Genomic DNA, 15,741 nt, shown 5'->3' with positions numbered 1-15,741 from the left:
CTAAAACTGGCTGCTAGAAAGGCATTAATTATCTGAAGTTCAGGTTAACTTAGTGCAGTTTCATTTTTGGCCGCACCACTCTTAGCACCTTTTCGCTTATCCATAGTGCAAAGGTTTTTGCGATACCATGGATTGCGCGCTGATGCATTCTATACAATGAGATGTACATGAATCGCGCTATCTTGCCTTCAATAAAAAAGCTATTGCTGGTTAGGTTCCCCATTAAACTACCAACGGTGCTATAACGAGATAAATTCACTAAAGAGCCGTGATCACTATAGGTAAACTCTTGTAAAGGTTGATTTTTTAGTGTGGCGATTAGATTTTTCTCTACACATTGCGCCATTTGATGGGCGGACTGAGCACGCGGCGGCACTTGAGTACCATCAGCTTGGGTAAACGCGCAGCAATCACCGATGACATAAATATGCTCATCTACACTGCTTTGTAAGTATTGATTTACCTTAATTTGATTATTGCGAGTAAGCTCGAACAGCCCAATATCTTTAATAAAGTCAGGAGCTTTTACCCCCGCAGCCCACACCTTGATGTCTGCCTTTAGCTGTTCATCTTCTTTAGTAATAAAACTGTCTTCAGTTGCCTGCTTTACCTGGGTGCCTTCTCGCACCGTGACACCGAGCTTCACAAGCTCCCGTTTGGCTGAATTAGCAATACGCTCAGGTAATGCAGGTAATATTCGAGGACCTGCTTCTATTAAATCAATACGAAGGCGTTTGGCTGTCATTTTACTCAGCCCGTACATTTTCAACATGTCTGATACATGATACAGCTCAGCAGAAAGCTCAACGCCAGTAGCGCCACCACCAACAATGCCAATGGTTAACGAGTGCTTCGGGTCATCGTCTTGGTGTAAGCGTGTAAAGTTATCGAGGAGTGCATGCTGAAATCGCTCAGCTTGCTGATTTGAATCGAGAAAGAAGCAATGCTCCTTGACCCCCGGCGTATTAAAATCATTGCTAATACTACCAATGGCAAGCACTAAATAGTCATAGCTGACTTGTCGCTTTGGGAGAATACGATGACCGAGTTCGTCTTTTAGCTCGCTCAGCGTGATGGTGTTATTGGTTGAGTCTACGTGGCTAAAACTGCCGAGTTGAAACTGATAATAATGCTTTGCTGCATGAGCAGAATAAACCACTCCATCTAAGTCAGCGTCTATAGACCCTGTCGCGACCTCATGAAGCAATGGTTTCCAAATATGACTGCGATTTTTATCAATTAATAAGATTTCTGCTTGGCGTTTTTTCCCGAGTTTATGTCCTAGCTGTGTTGCCAACTCTAAGCCACCAGCACCACCACCGACTATCACGATTTTAGGAAGTTGCATATTCATCATGTTGCCCTTAAAAGTATAATACTTAAGTACTCTAGGGTCTTGGAAAAGCACTTAGGTATTTCAAATCCATCATGAAATACCTTATCTGGCAACGCCTTCAATTATGCGCTTTTTTAGTCTGTTTGTCAGTAATACTTAGTCACTACATAGTGCTAGCCGTTATATAGCGTTGACTCTCAACCCTCACTTTTTCCATAACATACCAAACCCAAAGCTTCCCTCCTTAAAATTTACCAAACAATAAATTAAACGCTGTAATACCTTGTAATAGAAATAAAGCGATAATATAAATAAATTATTAACAACAAACACAACTGGCAACAATAATGATGTATCAATAACATAACGACAAGGATCTGAATAATGACTACACCTAACCAAGGTAGAATTGCGGTGAATAAAACAACGTTACTAATGCTGAGAAAAAAAAGCCCTAAGTAGAGAGAAGCTTGCTGAAAACTGCACAAACCAACGCTTCCCAGTATCGGTTTCCACAATAAAACGAGCAGAATCTGGTAATCGAGTACTCTGCAGAACTATTCAAAATTTAGCAAAGTACTTCCAGGTCAGTATTGATACATTAATCGATCAAGCAGAGTCTCCTTTATGGCTATATAGCTATTTGTTGAAAGACGAGCCCACTCCATTATATGGAAGAGAATGGGAGCTTAATCAATTACATATCATTTTTAGTAGAGCGGTGGCGTTACCTTGCGCTCAAACCATCTTACTACTGGGTATGACAGGAATAGGTAAAAGCGCGCTACTCAATTCCTTTATTTGCCACTTAAAGAGAGCGGAGAAAAATTACCTCCTACTTAGTACAAACTCCTGCTTAAATCACAACAACCCTCACTTTTTTGTTGCCAATTTTGTTCGCTCATTGTTGCTTGTTAAGGCACATAGTGAAGTAGAGTTAGACCATCAAATAGACCTCGTTTCTAGCACACCGCTGAGCGCAATTCGTATGCGTCAATGGGCGGACTTGCCTTTGAATTCTGCGCACAAGCAGGCGCTTCGTCAATTCTCAGACGAGCGCTTAAGGTTGCTTGATAGAACCGTAGTCAGTGATTTACTGAAATATCTCAATCACAAAAAAGTGCAAGCGATCTTGATAGACGATGCACACACTCTTAGCGAGCAAAGCAGATATTTTTTGAGCATACTTACACAAGTCCAATGTCATTTTGGTATTTTGTTTATCCTGTCTGCCCAGAAAAAAAATGCTTTTACTCATCCTCCCAAATGGCTCTCCTCTGCACATATTATCTATCTAAAGCCACTAGATATCAGTTCGATGCAGCAACTAGCACATCACACATTATTGAGCCGAGATATGCTTCCGTGCAAACATCAACATAGAACCGCAATTGCCTTAAAACGGGCATGTGGTAACCCATTATTTTTAATTCAACTACTTTGTGTCACCCATCCCCAGTCAGAACTTCCTGAAACCCTAAAGCAACTCACTCAACACTACCTCAACTCGATGCCATGTGAAGTTGTAAATACCCTTAAGTTTGCAGCGCGAATTGGACAACACTTCGATACGCAACAACTTCACCAATTTAATGAACATAAAAAAATCCGTGCTCCCTTGTGTGTGTTACACAAAATGTTGAGCAGTGGATTGATAACCCAAGACGCTGAACACTTCAGTTTTGTGCACCCTCTCGTATGGGAATCTCTGAGAAGTCACGCAATCGACTTAGAACTGGATTGGTATAAACACCATCAATCTAATACACAAAACCAAGTGACCCGTATCTGAGCCAATATCTGAGTCGAAATATCCATATCGTTTCCTTAGCCCCATAACATGCCATTCAAATGAACCTCGAATGCGCATGTTTTCTGCAACATGAGAAATAAGGAAACACCATGTCCACACTCGTAAAATTAACACCTTCAGCCCAACCTTGGATTGGCAGTAGTGATGTACTTTTCAAACTAAAGCAGCAAATTCAGCATTTAGCACAATGTGATTTACCCATACATATTGTTGGTCAACCCGGTTCTGGGAAGCATTTAGCCGCTTGCCATATTCATGAGCTGAGTAAATCGCATTCTGAAGATATGATTGTATCGTGTGTAAACCATTGGCAAGGTCAATGCGCAGCAACTCTATTAGAAGAGCTTGTCAACCGAGCTCAAAGCGGTACCATTTACCTCAAAAATGTCGACGCACTGACCCAAGTGCAGGCCGAGTCAATCAAAGACTACTGGCTCACCCTTTCCCCGCAGTCTCCCGCGCCACGATTAATCACCTCAACTAGCGCGGAAAAACAAACCTCTGCAGACACACAGATGCAGTCCAACTCCTTTTTGAGTTGGTTGCATTATCATTGTCTTGAGCTACCCATACCTCCTCTTTACAACCGTAAAGAAGACATCATTGCCTTAATAAACCACTACAAACATACTTGTAAACATCTCGCCAAACTGCAATTTCAAGGACCTGCGCTAGAAGTCTTAACCAGTTATGATTGGCCACATAACGTAAAACAGCTCAAACGTTGTTTAGACAAACTGACGTTCTTATGTGAGCAACCAGAAATCACTAAACAGGCTCTGTTGACTCTATTCCCCGCAATGGAAAATAAGCCCGTGCCAACTAAGGGTAATCTTATCCCACTAAAACAAGCTGAATGCGATTTCACCCAAACCATGCAAACACTGATATCCTGCGATGATGAACACAGTTACACCCTTTCAGATAGTCGTGAGGGGGTCGACTTTACTCCGTTATCACCGCTTAGGCCTGTCAACAAACCTCATCCCGCTTTAGCAAGAGCGCTGCAATATATTGATGACAATTTTAAGAAGCCATTGAGCCTAAGCGAGGTGGCCAATTATGCGTGCGTCAGCCCTTCTCATCTCTCGTTCTTATTCAAACGTTATGTTGGACAGTCATTTAAACAAACTTTGCTACGAATAAGGATCAAGACAGCAATGACGCTTTTGCGTGAAGACCCTTACAGTCAAGTGACTGAAGTATGTGACGATGTCGGCTTCTCCGATCTGAGCTTTTTTGTTAGAAAGTTTAAGTCCGTCGTTGGCGTCAGTCCTGGTGCCTACCGAGATCACCGTACAAAACACTGAATAACGGTACAACCGTATGCTGAATGCATCTCTCGTGTTCAGCACTTAGTTAGCTGTAGCAACGGTTAGAATATTTCTTAGTGACCAGATTCAATTTTTGGTATTTCACCTCTGGTGATTCAGATAAATCTACCAAGTAGTTCCTGAGTTATACCAACAATTATGCGAAGTACTGCCAATTCTAACCCTACTGCGTTTTCTATACTAACCTCAGTGTTTAGGAGCTCCATCTAGCTTGTTAGACCTAAGCACCACTCATATTTTTTTTCGTCAAACTTAAAGCTAAAAAGGTGGAATTATGGCATTTCCAACAGCAGTAAACGATCAAATTACCGACTCGGTCACTCAGGCAAACGTAAAGGTATTAGGCGACGCTCCAGCGATGTCTATGGGTAACTTATTTCAAGCTACCTCTCAGGCATTAGCTAACGCGGCACACAATGCGACATCAGCTCAACAACAAGCTGCAATGACAGCGCAAGCGGCAACAACGATGGGGGTGACCACTTTATATTCTATTGACACCGCAACCACAGGTATTGCAACAAAAAGTATTCTTCAACCTCAAAAACAGCCGGTTGCTGGATTAGGTTAATTCTCGGCTCCCCGATACTTGTTCAACATCGCGCACAGCCGCGACTCAACGAAAACGCTTATCTGGGAATGTGAGATACCTACAAACACAGCTAACGATATTTAGGCTGAACTTGTTAACGACAATAAGGATAACACTATGGCTTTTCCAACCGCTGTAAATAGTCAAATTACAGACTCTGTTACACAAGCCAATGTACAGGTGCTAGGCGATGCGCCTTCTATCGCAATGGGAAACCTCTTTCAGGCAACTTCTCAGGCATTGGCGAACGCGGCTCACAACGCAACGGCCGCACAACAACAGGCAAATATTACTGCGCAAGCAGTAACAACAATGGGCGTAAATTTACTTTACTCCATTGACACTGCAACGACTGGCATCGCGACAAGTAAGATTTTTGCATAACGTACTCGGTTCAGTCACAAACTAACGGGCTTTAACGCCTAGATATTTAATACTTTAAAAGGAAGATAGTTATGGCATTTCCAACAGCTGTAAACAGTCAGATCACTGACTCAGTCTCACAAGTGAATACGAAAGTACTCGGTGACGCACCTGCTGTAGCAACTGGTAACTTTATGATTGCTACAAGCCAAGCACTCTCAAACGCTGCACACAATGCAACAACTGGACAGCAAAATAACAATGTGACAGCTCAAGCCGCATTGGTGCAAGGCGTAGATACCCTAATGAGTATCAATACGGCAACTACGGCGGAAGGCATCACTAAAGTCTACCGTTAAGTGCTAAGTCGTACTGATGGATCCAACATCAGTACGACTTTACTCACAAAGACTTAAGTGCTGCTCAATTGGAGAAATACCATGTTACCCCTTGTCGAAGCACACACTTTTTCGCTCGGTGTAGCCGCCATCACGATGGTAAACTCTATCTCTTTATTGATGGAGAACGCCGTGCAGAACGAAGCTCGAGGTCAGATGATATCCAGTGCAAGTGTCGCACAGTGCTGTGCACTCATTATCAGCTCTGGCGTAGCTTCCGTTAAACCAGGATAAGAAAGGAATTAGCAAAATGAGTACAGTAAACGACCAAATCTCTGATTCAGTGAATCAAGTTAATACCCTATTGACGGGCTCTGCTCCAATGCAATCTATGGGCATGCTCAATATTGCAGCAACCGAAACTATGGGGATGTCGATGTATAACGCCGTCACAGCACAGCAAAACGCGCAAACTTCGGCCTCTGCTGCTGCGGCAGCGAGCTGTGCAAAAATGCTACAGCAATCACCGCCCAAACCAGAAAAGCCCAAAGCGCCTGAAGAACAACTGGATCTAAGCAAAATTGAAGAGGTAGTACAAAAACTCCTGCACCAATACCTCGACCCTGATAGCAAAAAAAGCACTTAGAGGTAAACCCAACATAACTTAAATTAACTGAGGCAAAGCATATGAATGAGTTAACAAATGTCGGGCCATCAACACAAGCGACGCTTGATATCATCAAAAATGCCAGCTTAAGCGGCGAGCTAAATAAACTCTCTGGTGCCGGTAAGGCTTATCAGTCAGTTTCTCAATCAACGGCAATTGCAATTCAAGATGCAACCGACAACCTAAGAAATATCAATACCATGGCGACTACCGCAATGGGGGTTGCGATTTCACAAATGCTGGCAACTGGTAAGATCGAAGAATACAACAGTATCATCGAAGCGGCTAACAAGATGGTTGAAAACGGTACGAAAAACTTTGGCGATGTCGGTAGTTCTGCCAGTGATCTACTCAATAACTTTCCAAGTGGTGGAAGCTAATGGGGGCTCACGTCACTGACGCTAGCACGGGAGGCAAGCATGACGATCGTAGTGAATAACATAGAAATTGAGCAGTTGGCGCAATTTTCCGACAAAACGCAAACCTTGATCCAATTTTTAAATCAGGGAAAAGAGAGTGTCAACGCCCTCATACAACAGAGCGAGATAATGCGCTTTTCATCAGAAGCGCAATTTATCGAGCAGCTTTACTTGGGATTGATGAATTCAACGTTGATCTACTTACATCATATTCCCATTTCAATCGATGTGAAAAAACTACTCGAGTTGACTACTAATGATCTCAGAGACCTCGCGACCTTGAGCAATCGAGACTCTGAAAAAGGCAAAGCAATTTTAGCTGATCTATTAACCAAATATCATCTGTTAGATAGTACGATTCTGAACAAAATTGCACTATTTTATCGCCGTTATAACTTGAGTTACCATGCTCTGGGTTGGAGCGCCTCATTTAAGGATCAACTCAACTTATACCATGTTATTTGTTATTGTGAGCGTTGCTATGAACTATCAAATCAAACCGTTATCCCAGCTTGCCAATGGGCAACTCAGCAGGCACAAAATCTAAGTGAATTTGCTCGATATTTATGTATTTACCTTGAGTGGAAAAAGCGCTCACCAAGTCCTATTAGTGCGCTAAATGACGCAATTACTACCCTCTCTCCGGTGGTTAATGCCAACTTAGATTCTCCTATGGTCACCTACGAACTTCAAGCTATTGATCTACACAATGCGATTAAGCAATGGCATGAAAGTGGAAAATATCTGGGCTTTAGTAGTTTCAGCGCAGGCTTGCTTAATATCGTGCTTAACATAGACCTAGGTAAGGGCGATTTAGTGCAAGCTGCAAATGACTATCTTGAAACGCTTCAACATACGCTAATCAACTCATTAGCAAAAGACAGCTATATCTGTCAGGCCGGCCAGTGCCGGCACTATTTATATGACCTATATCACAGTGAAGCGTTGCTTGATGTTGATAGCCAAGGCTGCCTGAGTGTGCAAACTCACTGGCCGCTGGTTGCATAATAAGAGGACTGAACAATGAATACTAAAAATCAAAAGGTTACAGCGCTTGGTGAACTTTCTCATGCTGTTATGCCGAAACAAATGAATAGCATTTTAGCCGACATTGATACCATGCTTAACCGCGCACAACACACAATAGATATGTCATTACAGCAATCTTCACAGCTAATTGAACAGTCTCGTCAACACCTCGCCAGCATTCATAATGCGCTCGAGAATGAGACCCAGATAAACCAATCTGACGCTCACGAAACGCCCTACCAAGATACATTACTGCAAGCTCAAGTAACACAATTAGAAGACCAACAAGCACAGATAGAGCAAGTATATACGGAGCAGGAAGTCGCAGCTCGCCAAAGTGCTGAGGCCGCACAACAAGCGATGGAAGAAACGCTAAAAAACATGGAAAAGCAGCTAATGCATCAAAATCAAGTCTTTCAACATGATGTAATGCAGCGCAGTGCTGACACGCAAGGCGAATAAAACAAGTTGCAGGGAGCCTGACCACAATGATCCAGATAGATTGTAAACCTATAGCCTGGTTACCAGACGAAGACGTAAAAATTGCAGCAGCAAATAAACAGATGCAAGCACTCATGGCGCGTCTGGTAGACGCGCCTAAATATCATACGCTGACAATTGAAGATAGAAAGCAGCTTGTAAGCGAGGGCTACGCTCCTGACTTAGTAGATAACCTCGTATTTATCACGCTCAGGCTGACGGGCTTAACAGAAGACTTGGTTAATGTGGGGTTTAACTATGCCGCTTTTGATACAGCGCTATTTGCATCCGATCATTTGAAAGCTCACTTGCAACAACTCAGTAATGGCTGCTGTGCCTATTGCGAAAGCTATTTATTAGCGACAAACTCCGGTGAAGTTGGCCACTTCAGGCCTGTTGAGTTACTGGAAAGACCGGTTTCAACACATTTAGGCGTAGTGGCGACCTGTTCGCCGTACTTTTCATTGGCATATGATCAAAACAACCTACTTTTTGTCTGTAATGCTTGTCACGAGCAATATAAAGGCGGTCAATTTCCACTTGTTGGCAAACGTGCGCCACTGATTAATATCGAACAAGAGCAGCCCTTACTAGTCTGCCCTTACCTAGAAGATCCGAGACAATTTGTCCGCTTTGACCCTCAATCAGGTCGAGCCTATGCCTTTGATGTTTTGTCTACTTTTTTGATGGACAGCAAATCTATCAGTCACCGTGAAGCCGAGCAGCTTGTTTGGTCACAGCCCGAATTACTTAAAGAGTCACACGACTTGATGGAATCGCCTGCGTTTACGAGATGGCTTCAGTCATTAGACAAGGATAGCGCAATACAATTAACCAAAGGTCAAACTACGATTGAAATACTTGGTTTAAACCGCTCAGAGCTGGTTATTTCACGTCTGAACGCAATTGGCCAATTACATTTTGCTTATGAACGCTTTAAGTTAAGTAAAAATGACGATTTGCCAGCCTTTATTGACTCGCTCCCGCTTTTGCAATACCGAAGTTTGGCTATAGATGCACTACACACTTGGCATAACCAACAGAGTCCTCAAACAACCGCAGACAATACCACGACTCCTCAAAACCAGCCATCCAGTTTGCCATTTCCAAACTGGTTTCGAGCGTCATTACGCTATTGCGTGGAAGAGTCTAACCTTGCGGATAACCACAAACGGAACTTAGTTTTCCTTTCCGCCAACGATAGACTCTACGGTCAAAAGGCCAAAGAAAGATGTGTATTTCTGCCAGTAAACTGGAAACAGGACAAGCATAAGCTCATCAAAGTGCGCTCCCAACGCAATATTTGGGAAACTTCTTTATCTGAACTAGCTGACTCGCGGCCGCTAGAGCTCATCAATTTGTTTACTCATAACGATGTTTGGGTTGAAGGCCCATTCGAAGCACTGCACAGTGCATAAATTAACCATTAGTAAGGATATTCCATCATGACCACTCAAAATGAACAATCCGTTCTCAGTGCAGAACAACAAGCAATGCAAGCAGTATCACATGCTGAGGTCGCCACGGCAGCTCAGTCCACAGGCTATGCGACGGCAACGCCTTCTGAGGCTGAAAATGTCGCTAACAACGCCGTCGTCGCAGCAGATCAAAGTGTCTATCAGCAAGCGTTTGATGCCCCTGCCACCTCAACCCCAGATGAAGCAGAGCAACAAGCAACCCGAGCTGTTGAAACTACTGAATAAAAGTCACAAATACCCGGCTCAGTCGGGTATTTTTCATGAATACCTCCTTTCAGTTTGCAGTAACCTTACGAATAAATACCAACGACTCCAGACTTTTTACCAATCGTTACCGCTATACCATGCCTATAGTAAAAGTATCCAGCAAGCACGAAACAACACGATGACATTTTATCAACTCACGACCAAACAGCGCCACATTACCGGAACGGTAAAGCAGAACCCCGCACGTCAGCGAAGAGCAAAAAACGTTCCTCTTCAGAGCTGCGCTTTACCAATACGCCTCAGACGTGGCATGGAAAAACTATCTGGTGTTAATTTGGCTAATGTGCGAGTGCACTACAACTCGTCAAAACCTTCGCAAGTACAAGCCCATGCATATGCTCAGGGTAAGGATATTTACTTGGCCCCAGGTCAAGAGAAACACCTTCCCCACGAGCTTGGTCATGTTGTTCAACAAGCGCTGGGGATAGTAAAGCCCACCACAGAGGTAAATGGCATCGCTGTAAATGACGACCCCACTCTGGAGCAGCAAGCAACGGACTGGGGAAAATTGGCATTATATTTAGGTGAGCAGATGAAAAAATGTAGGGACGATTTTCCGGTAAACATAAAAGTCAGCTCCCTTTCACTCCCAATTTAAAGTAAGGGATTAAAATTGACCTAAACCTATTTATTAAATTAGTGGGTTTATTTTAAATTCCATACTGAAAATAGGTAATTCGGCAAAACTCATTTTCAGAAAACCAGCTGTTATCTGGATTGAAAATTACCTCTCACAATCACAAATGAGAATCGGAGAAATTAGGCTCATGTATGCACAATTGAAAAAATCAAAAGGGCATAACGGTATATTAGATTGCAATTATACCGCCACAGAAAATAGTTCGTTAAAAAAGAGTAAGGAGAATTTAGATGCTAAAGCAGCTGCAGTGATCCAAAAAGTGGGGCTCTATGATTATCTCACTGGTAATCTAACTGAAGATGAGAAAGATGGGCTATATCTCCGTCGCTCAAGTTATAATCCGCTGAATTGGATAGCTCAAAACAAGAACGAAAACTTTGAACGAAATAATCAAGCTTATCACTCTACTTCTGTGCATGGTGCTCAAAACTCGCTACAAAATATCAGAAATAGACATTACGCAAATCCCGGAGGCCCCAGAGGTATGAGTGCAATGATGAACACTCTCACAGGTGCCGTAGGAAATATTAGAAGACAGCAACATAGCAGTCGCTTTGCATCCTCTAGCTGGGAAGCTCATGTAAGAAATGAAGCTAGAGAACAATTCAATACTGCAGCAAATGCAGTTGGTCTTAATGTAGTTTGGAATGATACCCCTCCTCCGTTTCGTGCTGTGATACCAGGTCTTAGCAGATCAATGTTCTTCATTACCTACTCGAATCCAATCACTGGTAACTACGAAGTTGGCGTGACCTCCAATAGGCCAAACATTGGCGCTGAAAGGCGCTCTCAAGTAACAAATGTTGCTAAGGTAACAATTAACTATTATCAATTACCAGGAAATCGAGTATCTGCATGGATAGGTCAAATGTTCCCAGTGCCTATAGCCACTCATGCAGATAACACCGGTCCGGTACAAGTTGCAAACTTCCACGGAACGGCTTGGAGCCTATCAGATCTTAGTCCAATAAATGATTGAGTAGAAAGGTCATTTTCAACATCACAGACAGTCGAAAAGGTTGGCGAACACTAGTTAACCTTTTCGACGCTCAGATCGATTCGCCTACCGTTTTCTAAAACGCTATGTCTAACGGCTTATCATCCAAATATGATCCATTACAGTAGCTGGGCTAAGATAATAGTCTGCCAGTAATATTTCTCTCTTATTTTAGTACTCTCATATATAAGGAACAATGATGTCTAAAACCATTACCTACTATAATTCAGGTGCTATTCCTTTGGCCAATGCCGGTGAGCTTCCTTACGATGTAGTAAACTTGGCGTTTTTATCTTCGGCTTCAAACAATCCGTTTAAGCTAATTTTAAGCGGTGCAATTGCTGCCACAGAGACCAGCTTCACAGCTCAAACGGTAGAATCGATACAAACCATGCAGCAAAATGGGCAAAGAGTATTGATCTCATTTGGTGGTGGCGATATGGATCACAACGTATATTACTCGTTATCCCAAGATCCAGACAGGCTGGCTGATTCCTTGGCGGACTTTGTTAAAAATAACCATCTGGACGGCATTGATATCGATTATGAAGATAGTGCTGCATTTATCGCGAATGCAAGTTATGACGGCGTACAGTTTCTCATATCTTTAACACGGGCTCTGAGAAAACAACTGCCCTCACCCCGCTACTGTATTTCCCACGCCCCGCAACCTCCTTACCTAGAGCATGGTGGTTACATGGCAGGTTATCTTAAAATAGTCGAACAAGTTGGAGAGGATATTGACTGGTTAAACGTTCAGTTTTACAACAATCCACCTTGGAGCGCATGCCCAGATCAAATCGTTAGTTCCTATATGGACTATATCAAGCTACCGAATATGTCTGCGAAGAAAATTATTGCAGGATTCCCAGTGACAGCACACGATGCAGGCTCTGGATACATGCCGGCAGGGACTATTATTCAAGCGGTTATTGACCCCATTCAAAACACCACTGAACTGGGTGGTATTATGAATTGGCAGTTTTCAAATGACGCAAATGGCGATTGGATTAAAACCATCAAAAATGCACTTAAAAACTGAATTTTGCTTCTATTCTTTGGCCGCCTTTGTCGGCCTATCTTCCTACATTCACCCCAATAAAAGCGATAAAGTAAAATATACCAACCGAAAAATAACTTTTACCAAGTTGGTAAAATCAGCCTCTCTTATAGTTAATTCAACCAATTTATCTATTTGGTTGCTTTCACCCTGAATTAATTAAACGCATTAAGTGAGACGAGATTATGAACGCCAAAAAACCTTTAGGTTCAAAAGACGATCCAAGTTATGTCAGAGTAACGAATATGCCAGATCCTAATCTGGCCTACTCCAGTGTTGCCCACCCAGGTGCAAAAGGCTTTATTTATAACGGTACCATGAAGCCAAGTGTCGCAGACAAATATAAAGGCGAAGGTTATAGCTTTTGTATGCGCAACCTTAACACACAGGACAATGAGTGGGATGTTGCGCTAACGGCTCAAGAAACCGACAGAATAACGGGCACCAGTGACAAGCACGGATACGCGCTGGCATTGATGCCGATGTTTATCCTCAACGTGTCTTCTATCAATAACACCAATAACAATCCTCTTGATATAGCTAACAACGTTCTTGACCTGTTAAATAGCGCCTCTATTCCTATCGGTACGACAGTCTGGCTACAGCTAAAAGACAATGACAATGGTGCTAAATCTGACCAAATACAAGAAATTGAACACTATATATTTCAATCAGGTTATTCAATAGGTATTTTAGGCGATGAGGTTCAGCTACAGCAGCAAACTAACGGCCGTGTACTTGAATCAACCTATACTCCATTTGAAGAATCAAACAGTGGCACTACAATACGCACAATTATGATTGGCGAAAACTCAGGTACTTACCCAATTTACTGGGCACTTCAATGAGCTTTATGTAAAGACTGAGCAGGATAACCAACTCGCCTGCTCTTTTACGTAACCAACCACCTCTTAAATAAAAAAACCTGCAGCAATTAGTCTGTTATACCAACATAATCCCTAAAGTTGCCAATCACATTCGCAGCCGCACAAACTACACTGTGGAACGCTTATTTAAAAAATAAGGAAGTAAAATGTGGCAATCTAACTTTGAGCCTTTAGCTCAAACTCCCTCCAAAGCGGCTTTAAATGCCAAAGACGTAGAACAAGAGTGCGACTGGCTGCAGCGTGCTATTCAATATCGTGTGTCACATTACTTTGGACAGTCACTCGATAATACTGAACAAGAATTTCCACTGCCACCTACGCTAGATAACTCAGACTCTCAATTTGCGGACTTTATTACCCGCAGCAAGCCAAACCTGATTGAAAGATTATTAATTATTCTAGCATTTGTTCCGGTTATCAAAGCCCCTGTACTCGACATTTTCCTGTCAATCAACGAACAAACAAACCGCCCTTTTAGTGAGTTTGGTATACAAGAATCTCAAGGGCTGATATTCACAACGGGGATCACAGCGGCATTCATTCTTGACGGAAATAATCTCAACACGGAGTTTGATGTCCTTCAAACGATCCATTCAAGCCAATTATTTAACCTTATGGTGGACAGTCATAGAGAATCTGAGGGTATATCACGATTAAACATCCCCTTGGTTCTTAAACCCGAGTTTATACAAATGTTCACGACTGCAGAGCCATATCGGCCAGAAACAAGTCATCAGTTTCCTGCAACCCAAGTAAACACAGCGCTTGAATGGGATGATGTAAAGCTACCAGATACCACTCGTCATCAGTTAAACGAAATTATTACTTGGGTTCAATATGGCAAGACATTACAAACGCAATGGAAAATTGGTAAACAACTCCGCCCCGGTTACCGTGCACTGTTTTACGGCCCCCCTGGAACAGGAAAAACCCTAACGGCGAGCGCACTTGGAAAAATACTAGATAAATTAGTCTATAAGGTCGATTTATCGCTGATCACCTCAAAGTATATTGGAGAAACAGAGAAAAACCTTGAACAGCTGTTTAGCCTTGCAGAGCATCGTGACTGGATACTTTTCTTTGACGAAGCGGACGCGCTTTTCACTAAGCGCTTAAAAACCAGCTCTTCTAACGATCAGTTTGCTAATCAAAATGTCGCCTATCTGCTGCAGCGTATTGAAAGCTTTAGCGGTGTGGTGATCTTAGCGTCAAACTATAAAGATAATATCGACGACGCGTTTTTTCGCCGATTTGAATCGATTGTCCAGTTTCAAGCGCCAAAGGCTGCACAGCGACTAGAAATTTGGCAAAGCGGACTTTGCCACCAATCTCGCCTATCAAGCAATATATGTTTAAACAAACTTGCAGAGCAATATCCACTGAGTGGAGCCGATATTATCAATGTATTACGCTTTGTATCATTAAGATTACTCAGCGAAGCACGCACAGAAATAACCATGACGGATATACGTGAGGGCATAAGTCGACTTTCTAACTATCAAACTCAACTTAGGTGGTGATCTCATCACACTCACACCTTTTACTTTTTCATAGACTGGTTAAACTCACAATTTGCAAACATCATAACTTCTACCAAGTTGGTAAAAGCGGCCCGCGATATAGTTAAAAATGCCAACTCAGTTGGAAATGTCAATTTATGCCCACTTTATCAATACGGTTTAGTCAGCAGGTGACTTAGCTAAGAGGCAAGTTCGCTGTGAATCAAAAGCTGACAACGAATAAAGCATTCCTTAGCTGATAAACGGGTTGTAATTTAAACCTGTTTGATGGACAGGCATAGCTAATGACTAACCCCATTGCGAGAAAAGTATGGAGCTCTCATGATGGGGTTATTTTTACACCGTCAGTACTCCCTTAGCTCAGTTGTACAGCCGCAATGCGTAAAAACCACCAAACACTGTTAAATATTACGCATTTTAAAGTCGTCCAATCTACCATAAAAACAATTAGTTAAACCAAAACATCTGTGACGGAGCGGGCTACATTATCCTTTAGTTATTAACGCTAAAAAGCAACTAAC

At 42.5% G+C, this 15,741-nt stretch carries 18 protein-coding genes; 17 read left to right on the top strand and 1 reads right to left on the bottom strand.

Annotated features, from left to right (window positions below; translation table 11 throughout):
• Positions 1 to 49: 49 nt before the first annotated feature.
• Positions 50 to 1,354, bottom strand: coding sequence for an NAD(P)/FAD-dependent oxidoreductase (locus BB427_RS04140; protein ID WP_069019038.1), 1,305 nt, complete (start codon positions 1,352 to 1,354; stop codon positions 50 to 52).
• 625 nt (positions 1,355 to 1,979) lie between these two features.
• Here BB427_RS04140 and BB427_RS04135 point away from each other — a divergent pair.
• The 17 genes from BB427_RS04135 (at position 1,980) to BB427_RS04055 (ending at position 15,220) form a co-directional block, all read left to right on the top strand.
• Positions 1,980 to 3,128 (top strand): AAA family ATPase, encoded by a 1,149-nt coding sequence (locus tag BB427_RS04135; RefSeq protein ID WP_069019037.1) that lies wholly within the window; start codon positions 1,980 to 1,982, stop codon positions 3,126 to 3,128.
• A 110-nt stretch (positions 3,129 to 3,238) separates the two neighbouring features.
• The gene (locus BB427_RS04130) at positions 3,239 to 4,459 is read left to right on the top strand and encodes an AraC family transcriptional regulator (protein WP_069019036.1); all 1,221 of its coding nucleotides are present in this window, start codon (positions 3,239 to 3,241) and stop codon (positions 4,457 to 4,459) included.
• A gap of 298 nt (positions 4,460 to 4,757) precedes the next feature.
• Entirely contained in the window at positions 4,758 to 5,054 is a 297-nt protein-coding gene (locus BB427_RS04125) for a RebB family R body protein (RefSeq protein ID WP_010371676.1), read from the top strand.
• 138 nt (positions 5,055 to 5,192) lie between these two features.
• Positions 5,193 to 5,459, top strand: coding sequence for a RebB family R body protein (locus tag BB427_RS04120; RefSeq protein WP_010371679.1), 267 nt, complete (start codon positions 5,193 to 5,195; stop codon positions 5,457 to 5,459).
• A gap of 71 nt (positions 5,460 to 5,530) precedes the next feature.
• Positions 5,531 to 5,797 carry a RebB family R body protein gene (locus BB427_RS04115; protein WP_010371682.1) on the top strand — a complete coding sequence of 89 codons (267 nt, stop codon included), beginning with the start codon at positions 5,531 to 5,533 and terminating at the stop codon, positions 5,795 to 5,797.
• Between the two features lie 81 nt (positions 5,798 to 5,878).
• On the top strand, positions 5,879 to 6,070 hold the full coding sequence (locus BB427_RS04110; protein WP_069019035.1) for a RebB family R body protein: 192 nt from the start codon (positions 5,879 to 5,881) through the stop codon (positions 6,068 to 6,070).
• A gap of 16 nt (positions 6,071 to 6,086) precedes the next feature.
• Complete coding sequence (locus BB427_RS04105) at positions 6,087 to 6,422, top strand: RebB family R body protein (protein WP_010371690.1); 336 nt, start codon at positions 6,087 to 6,089, stop codon at positions 6,420 to 6,422.
• Between the two features lie 41 nt (positions 6,423 to 6,463).
• A complete protein-coding gene (locus BB427_RS04100; RefSeq protein ID WP_045962399.1) occupies positions 6,464 to 6,823 on the top strand; it encodes a hypothetical protein in 360 nt (119 codons plus the stop codon).
• 39 nt (positions 6,824 to 6,862) lie between these two features.
• Entirely contained in the window at positions 6,863 to 7,870 is a 1,008-nt protein-coding gene (locus BB427_RS04095; protein ID WP_069019034.1) for a hypothetical protein, read from the top strand.
• 15 nt (positions 7,871 to 7,885) lie between these two features.
• On the top strand, positions 7,886 to 8,353 hold the full coding sequence (locus tag BB427_RS04090) for a hypothetical protein (RefSeq protein WP_069019033.1): 468 nt from the start codon (positions 7,886 to 7,888) through the stop codon (positions 8,351 to 8,353).
• Between the two features lie 26 nt (positions 8,354 to 8,379).
• The gene (locus BB427_RS04085) at positions 8,380 to 9,789 is read left to right on the top strand and encodes a hypothetical protein (RefSeq protein ID WP_069019032.1); all 1,410 of its coding nucleotides are present in this window, start codon (positions 8,380 to 8,382) and stop codon (positions 9,787 to 9,789) included.
• A 27-nt stretch (positions 9,790 to 9,816) separates the two neighbouring features.
• Positions 9,817 to 10,074, top strand: coding sequence for a hypothetical protein (locus tag BB427_RS04080; protein ID WP_069019031.1), 258 nt, complete (start codon positions 9,817 to 9,819; stop codon positions 10,072 to 10,074).
• Between the two features lie 160 nt (positions 10,075 to 10,234).
• Positions 10,235 to 10,714, top strand: coding sequence for an eCIS core domain-containing protein (locus BB427_RS04075; RefSeq protein ID WP_254663579.1), 480 nt, complete (start codon positions 10,235 to 10,237; stop codon positions 10,712 to 10,714).
• A gap of 169 nt (positions 10,715 to 10,883) precedes the next feature.
• Complete coding sequence (locus tag BB427_RS04070; protein ID WP_069019029.1) at positions 10,884 to 11,735, top strand: hypothetical protein; 852 nt, start codon at positions 10,884 to 10,886, stop codon at positions 11,733 to 11,735.
• 217 nt (positions 11,736 to 11,952) lie between these two features.
• The gene (locus BB427_RS04065; protein ID WP_069019028.1) at positions 11,953 to 12,795 is read left to right on the top strand and encodes a glycosyl hydrolase family 18 protein; all 843 of its coding nucleotides are present in this window, start codon (positions 11,953 to 11,955) and stop codon (positions 12,793 to 12,795) included.
• Between the two features lie 203 nt (positions 12,796 to 12,998).
• A complete protein-coding gene (locus BB427_RS04060; protein WP_017218634.1) occupies positions 12,999 to 13,661 on the top strand; it encodes a hypothetical protein in 663 nt (220 codons plus the stop codon).
• A 185-nt stretch (positions 13,662 to 13,846) separates the two neighbouring features.
• Entirely contained in the window at positions 13,847 to 15,220 is a 1,374-nt protein-coding gene (locus tag BB427_RS04055; protein ID WP_069019027.1) for an ATP-binding protein, read from the top strand.
• Positions 15,221 to 15,741: the final 521 nt, after the last annotated feature.

Origin of the sequence: Pseudoalteromonas sp. BMB, from assembly GCF_001709235.1 — a bacterium.
In the GTDB taxonomy this organism is placed as follows: domain Bacteria; phylum Pseudomonadota; class Gammaproteobacteria; order Enterobacterales; family Alteromonadaceae; genus Pseudoalteromonas; species Pseudoalteromonas maricaloris.
Note: the sequence above shows the minus strand (reverse complement) of the source record. Positions and strands in the feature narration are given on the sequence as shown.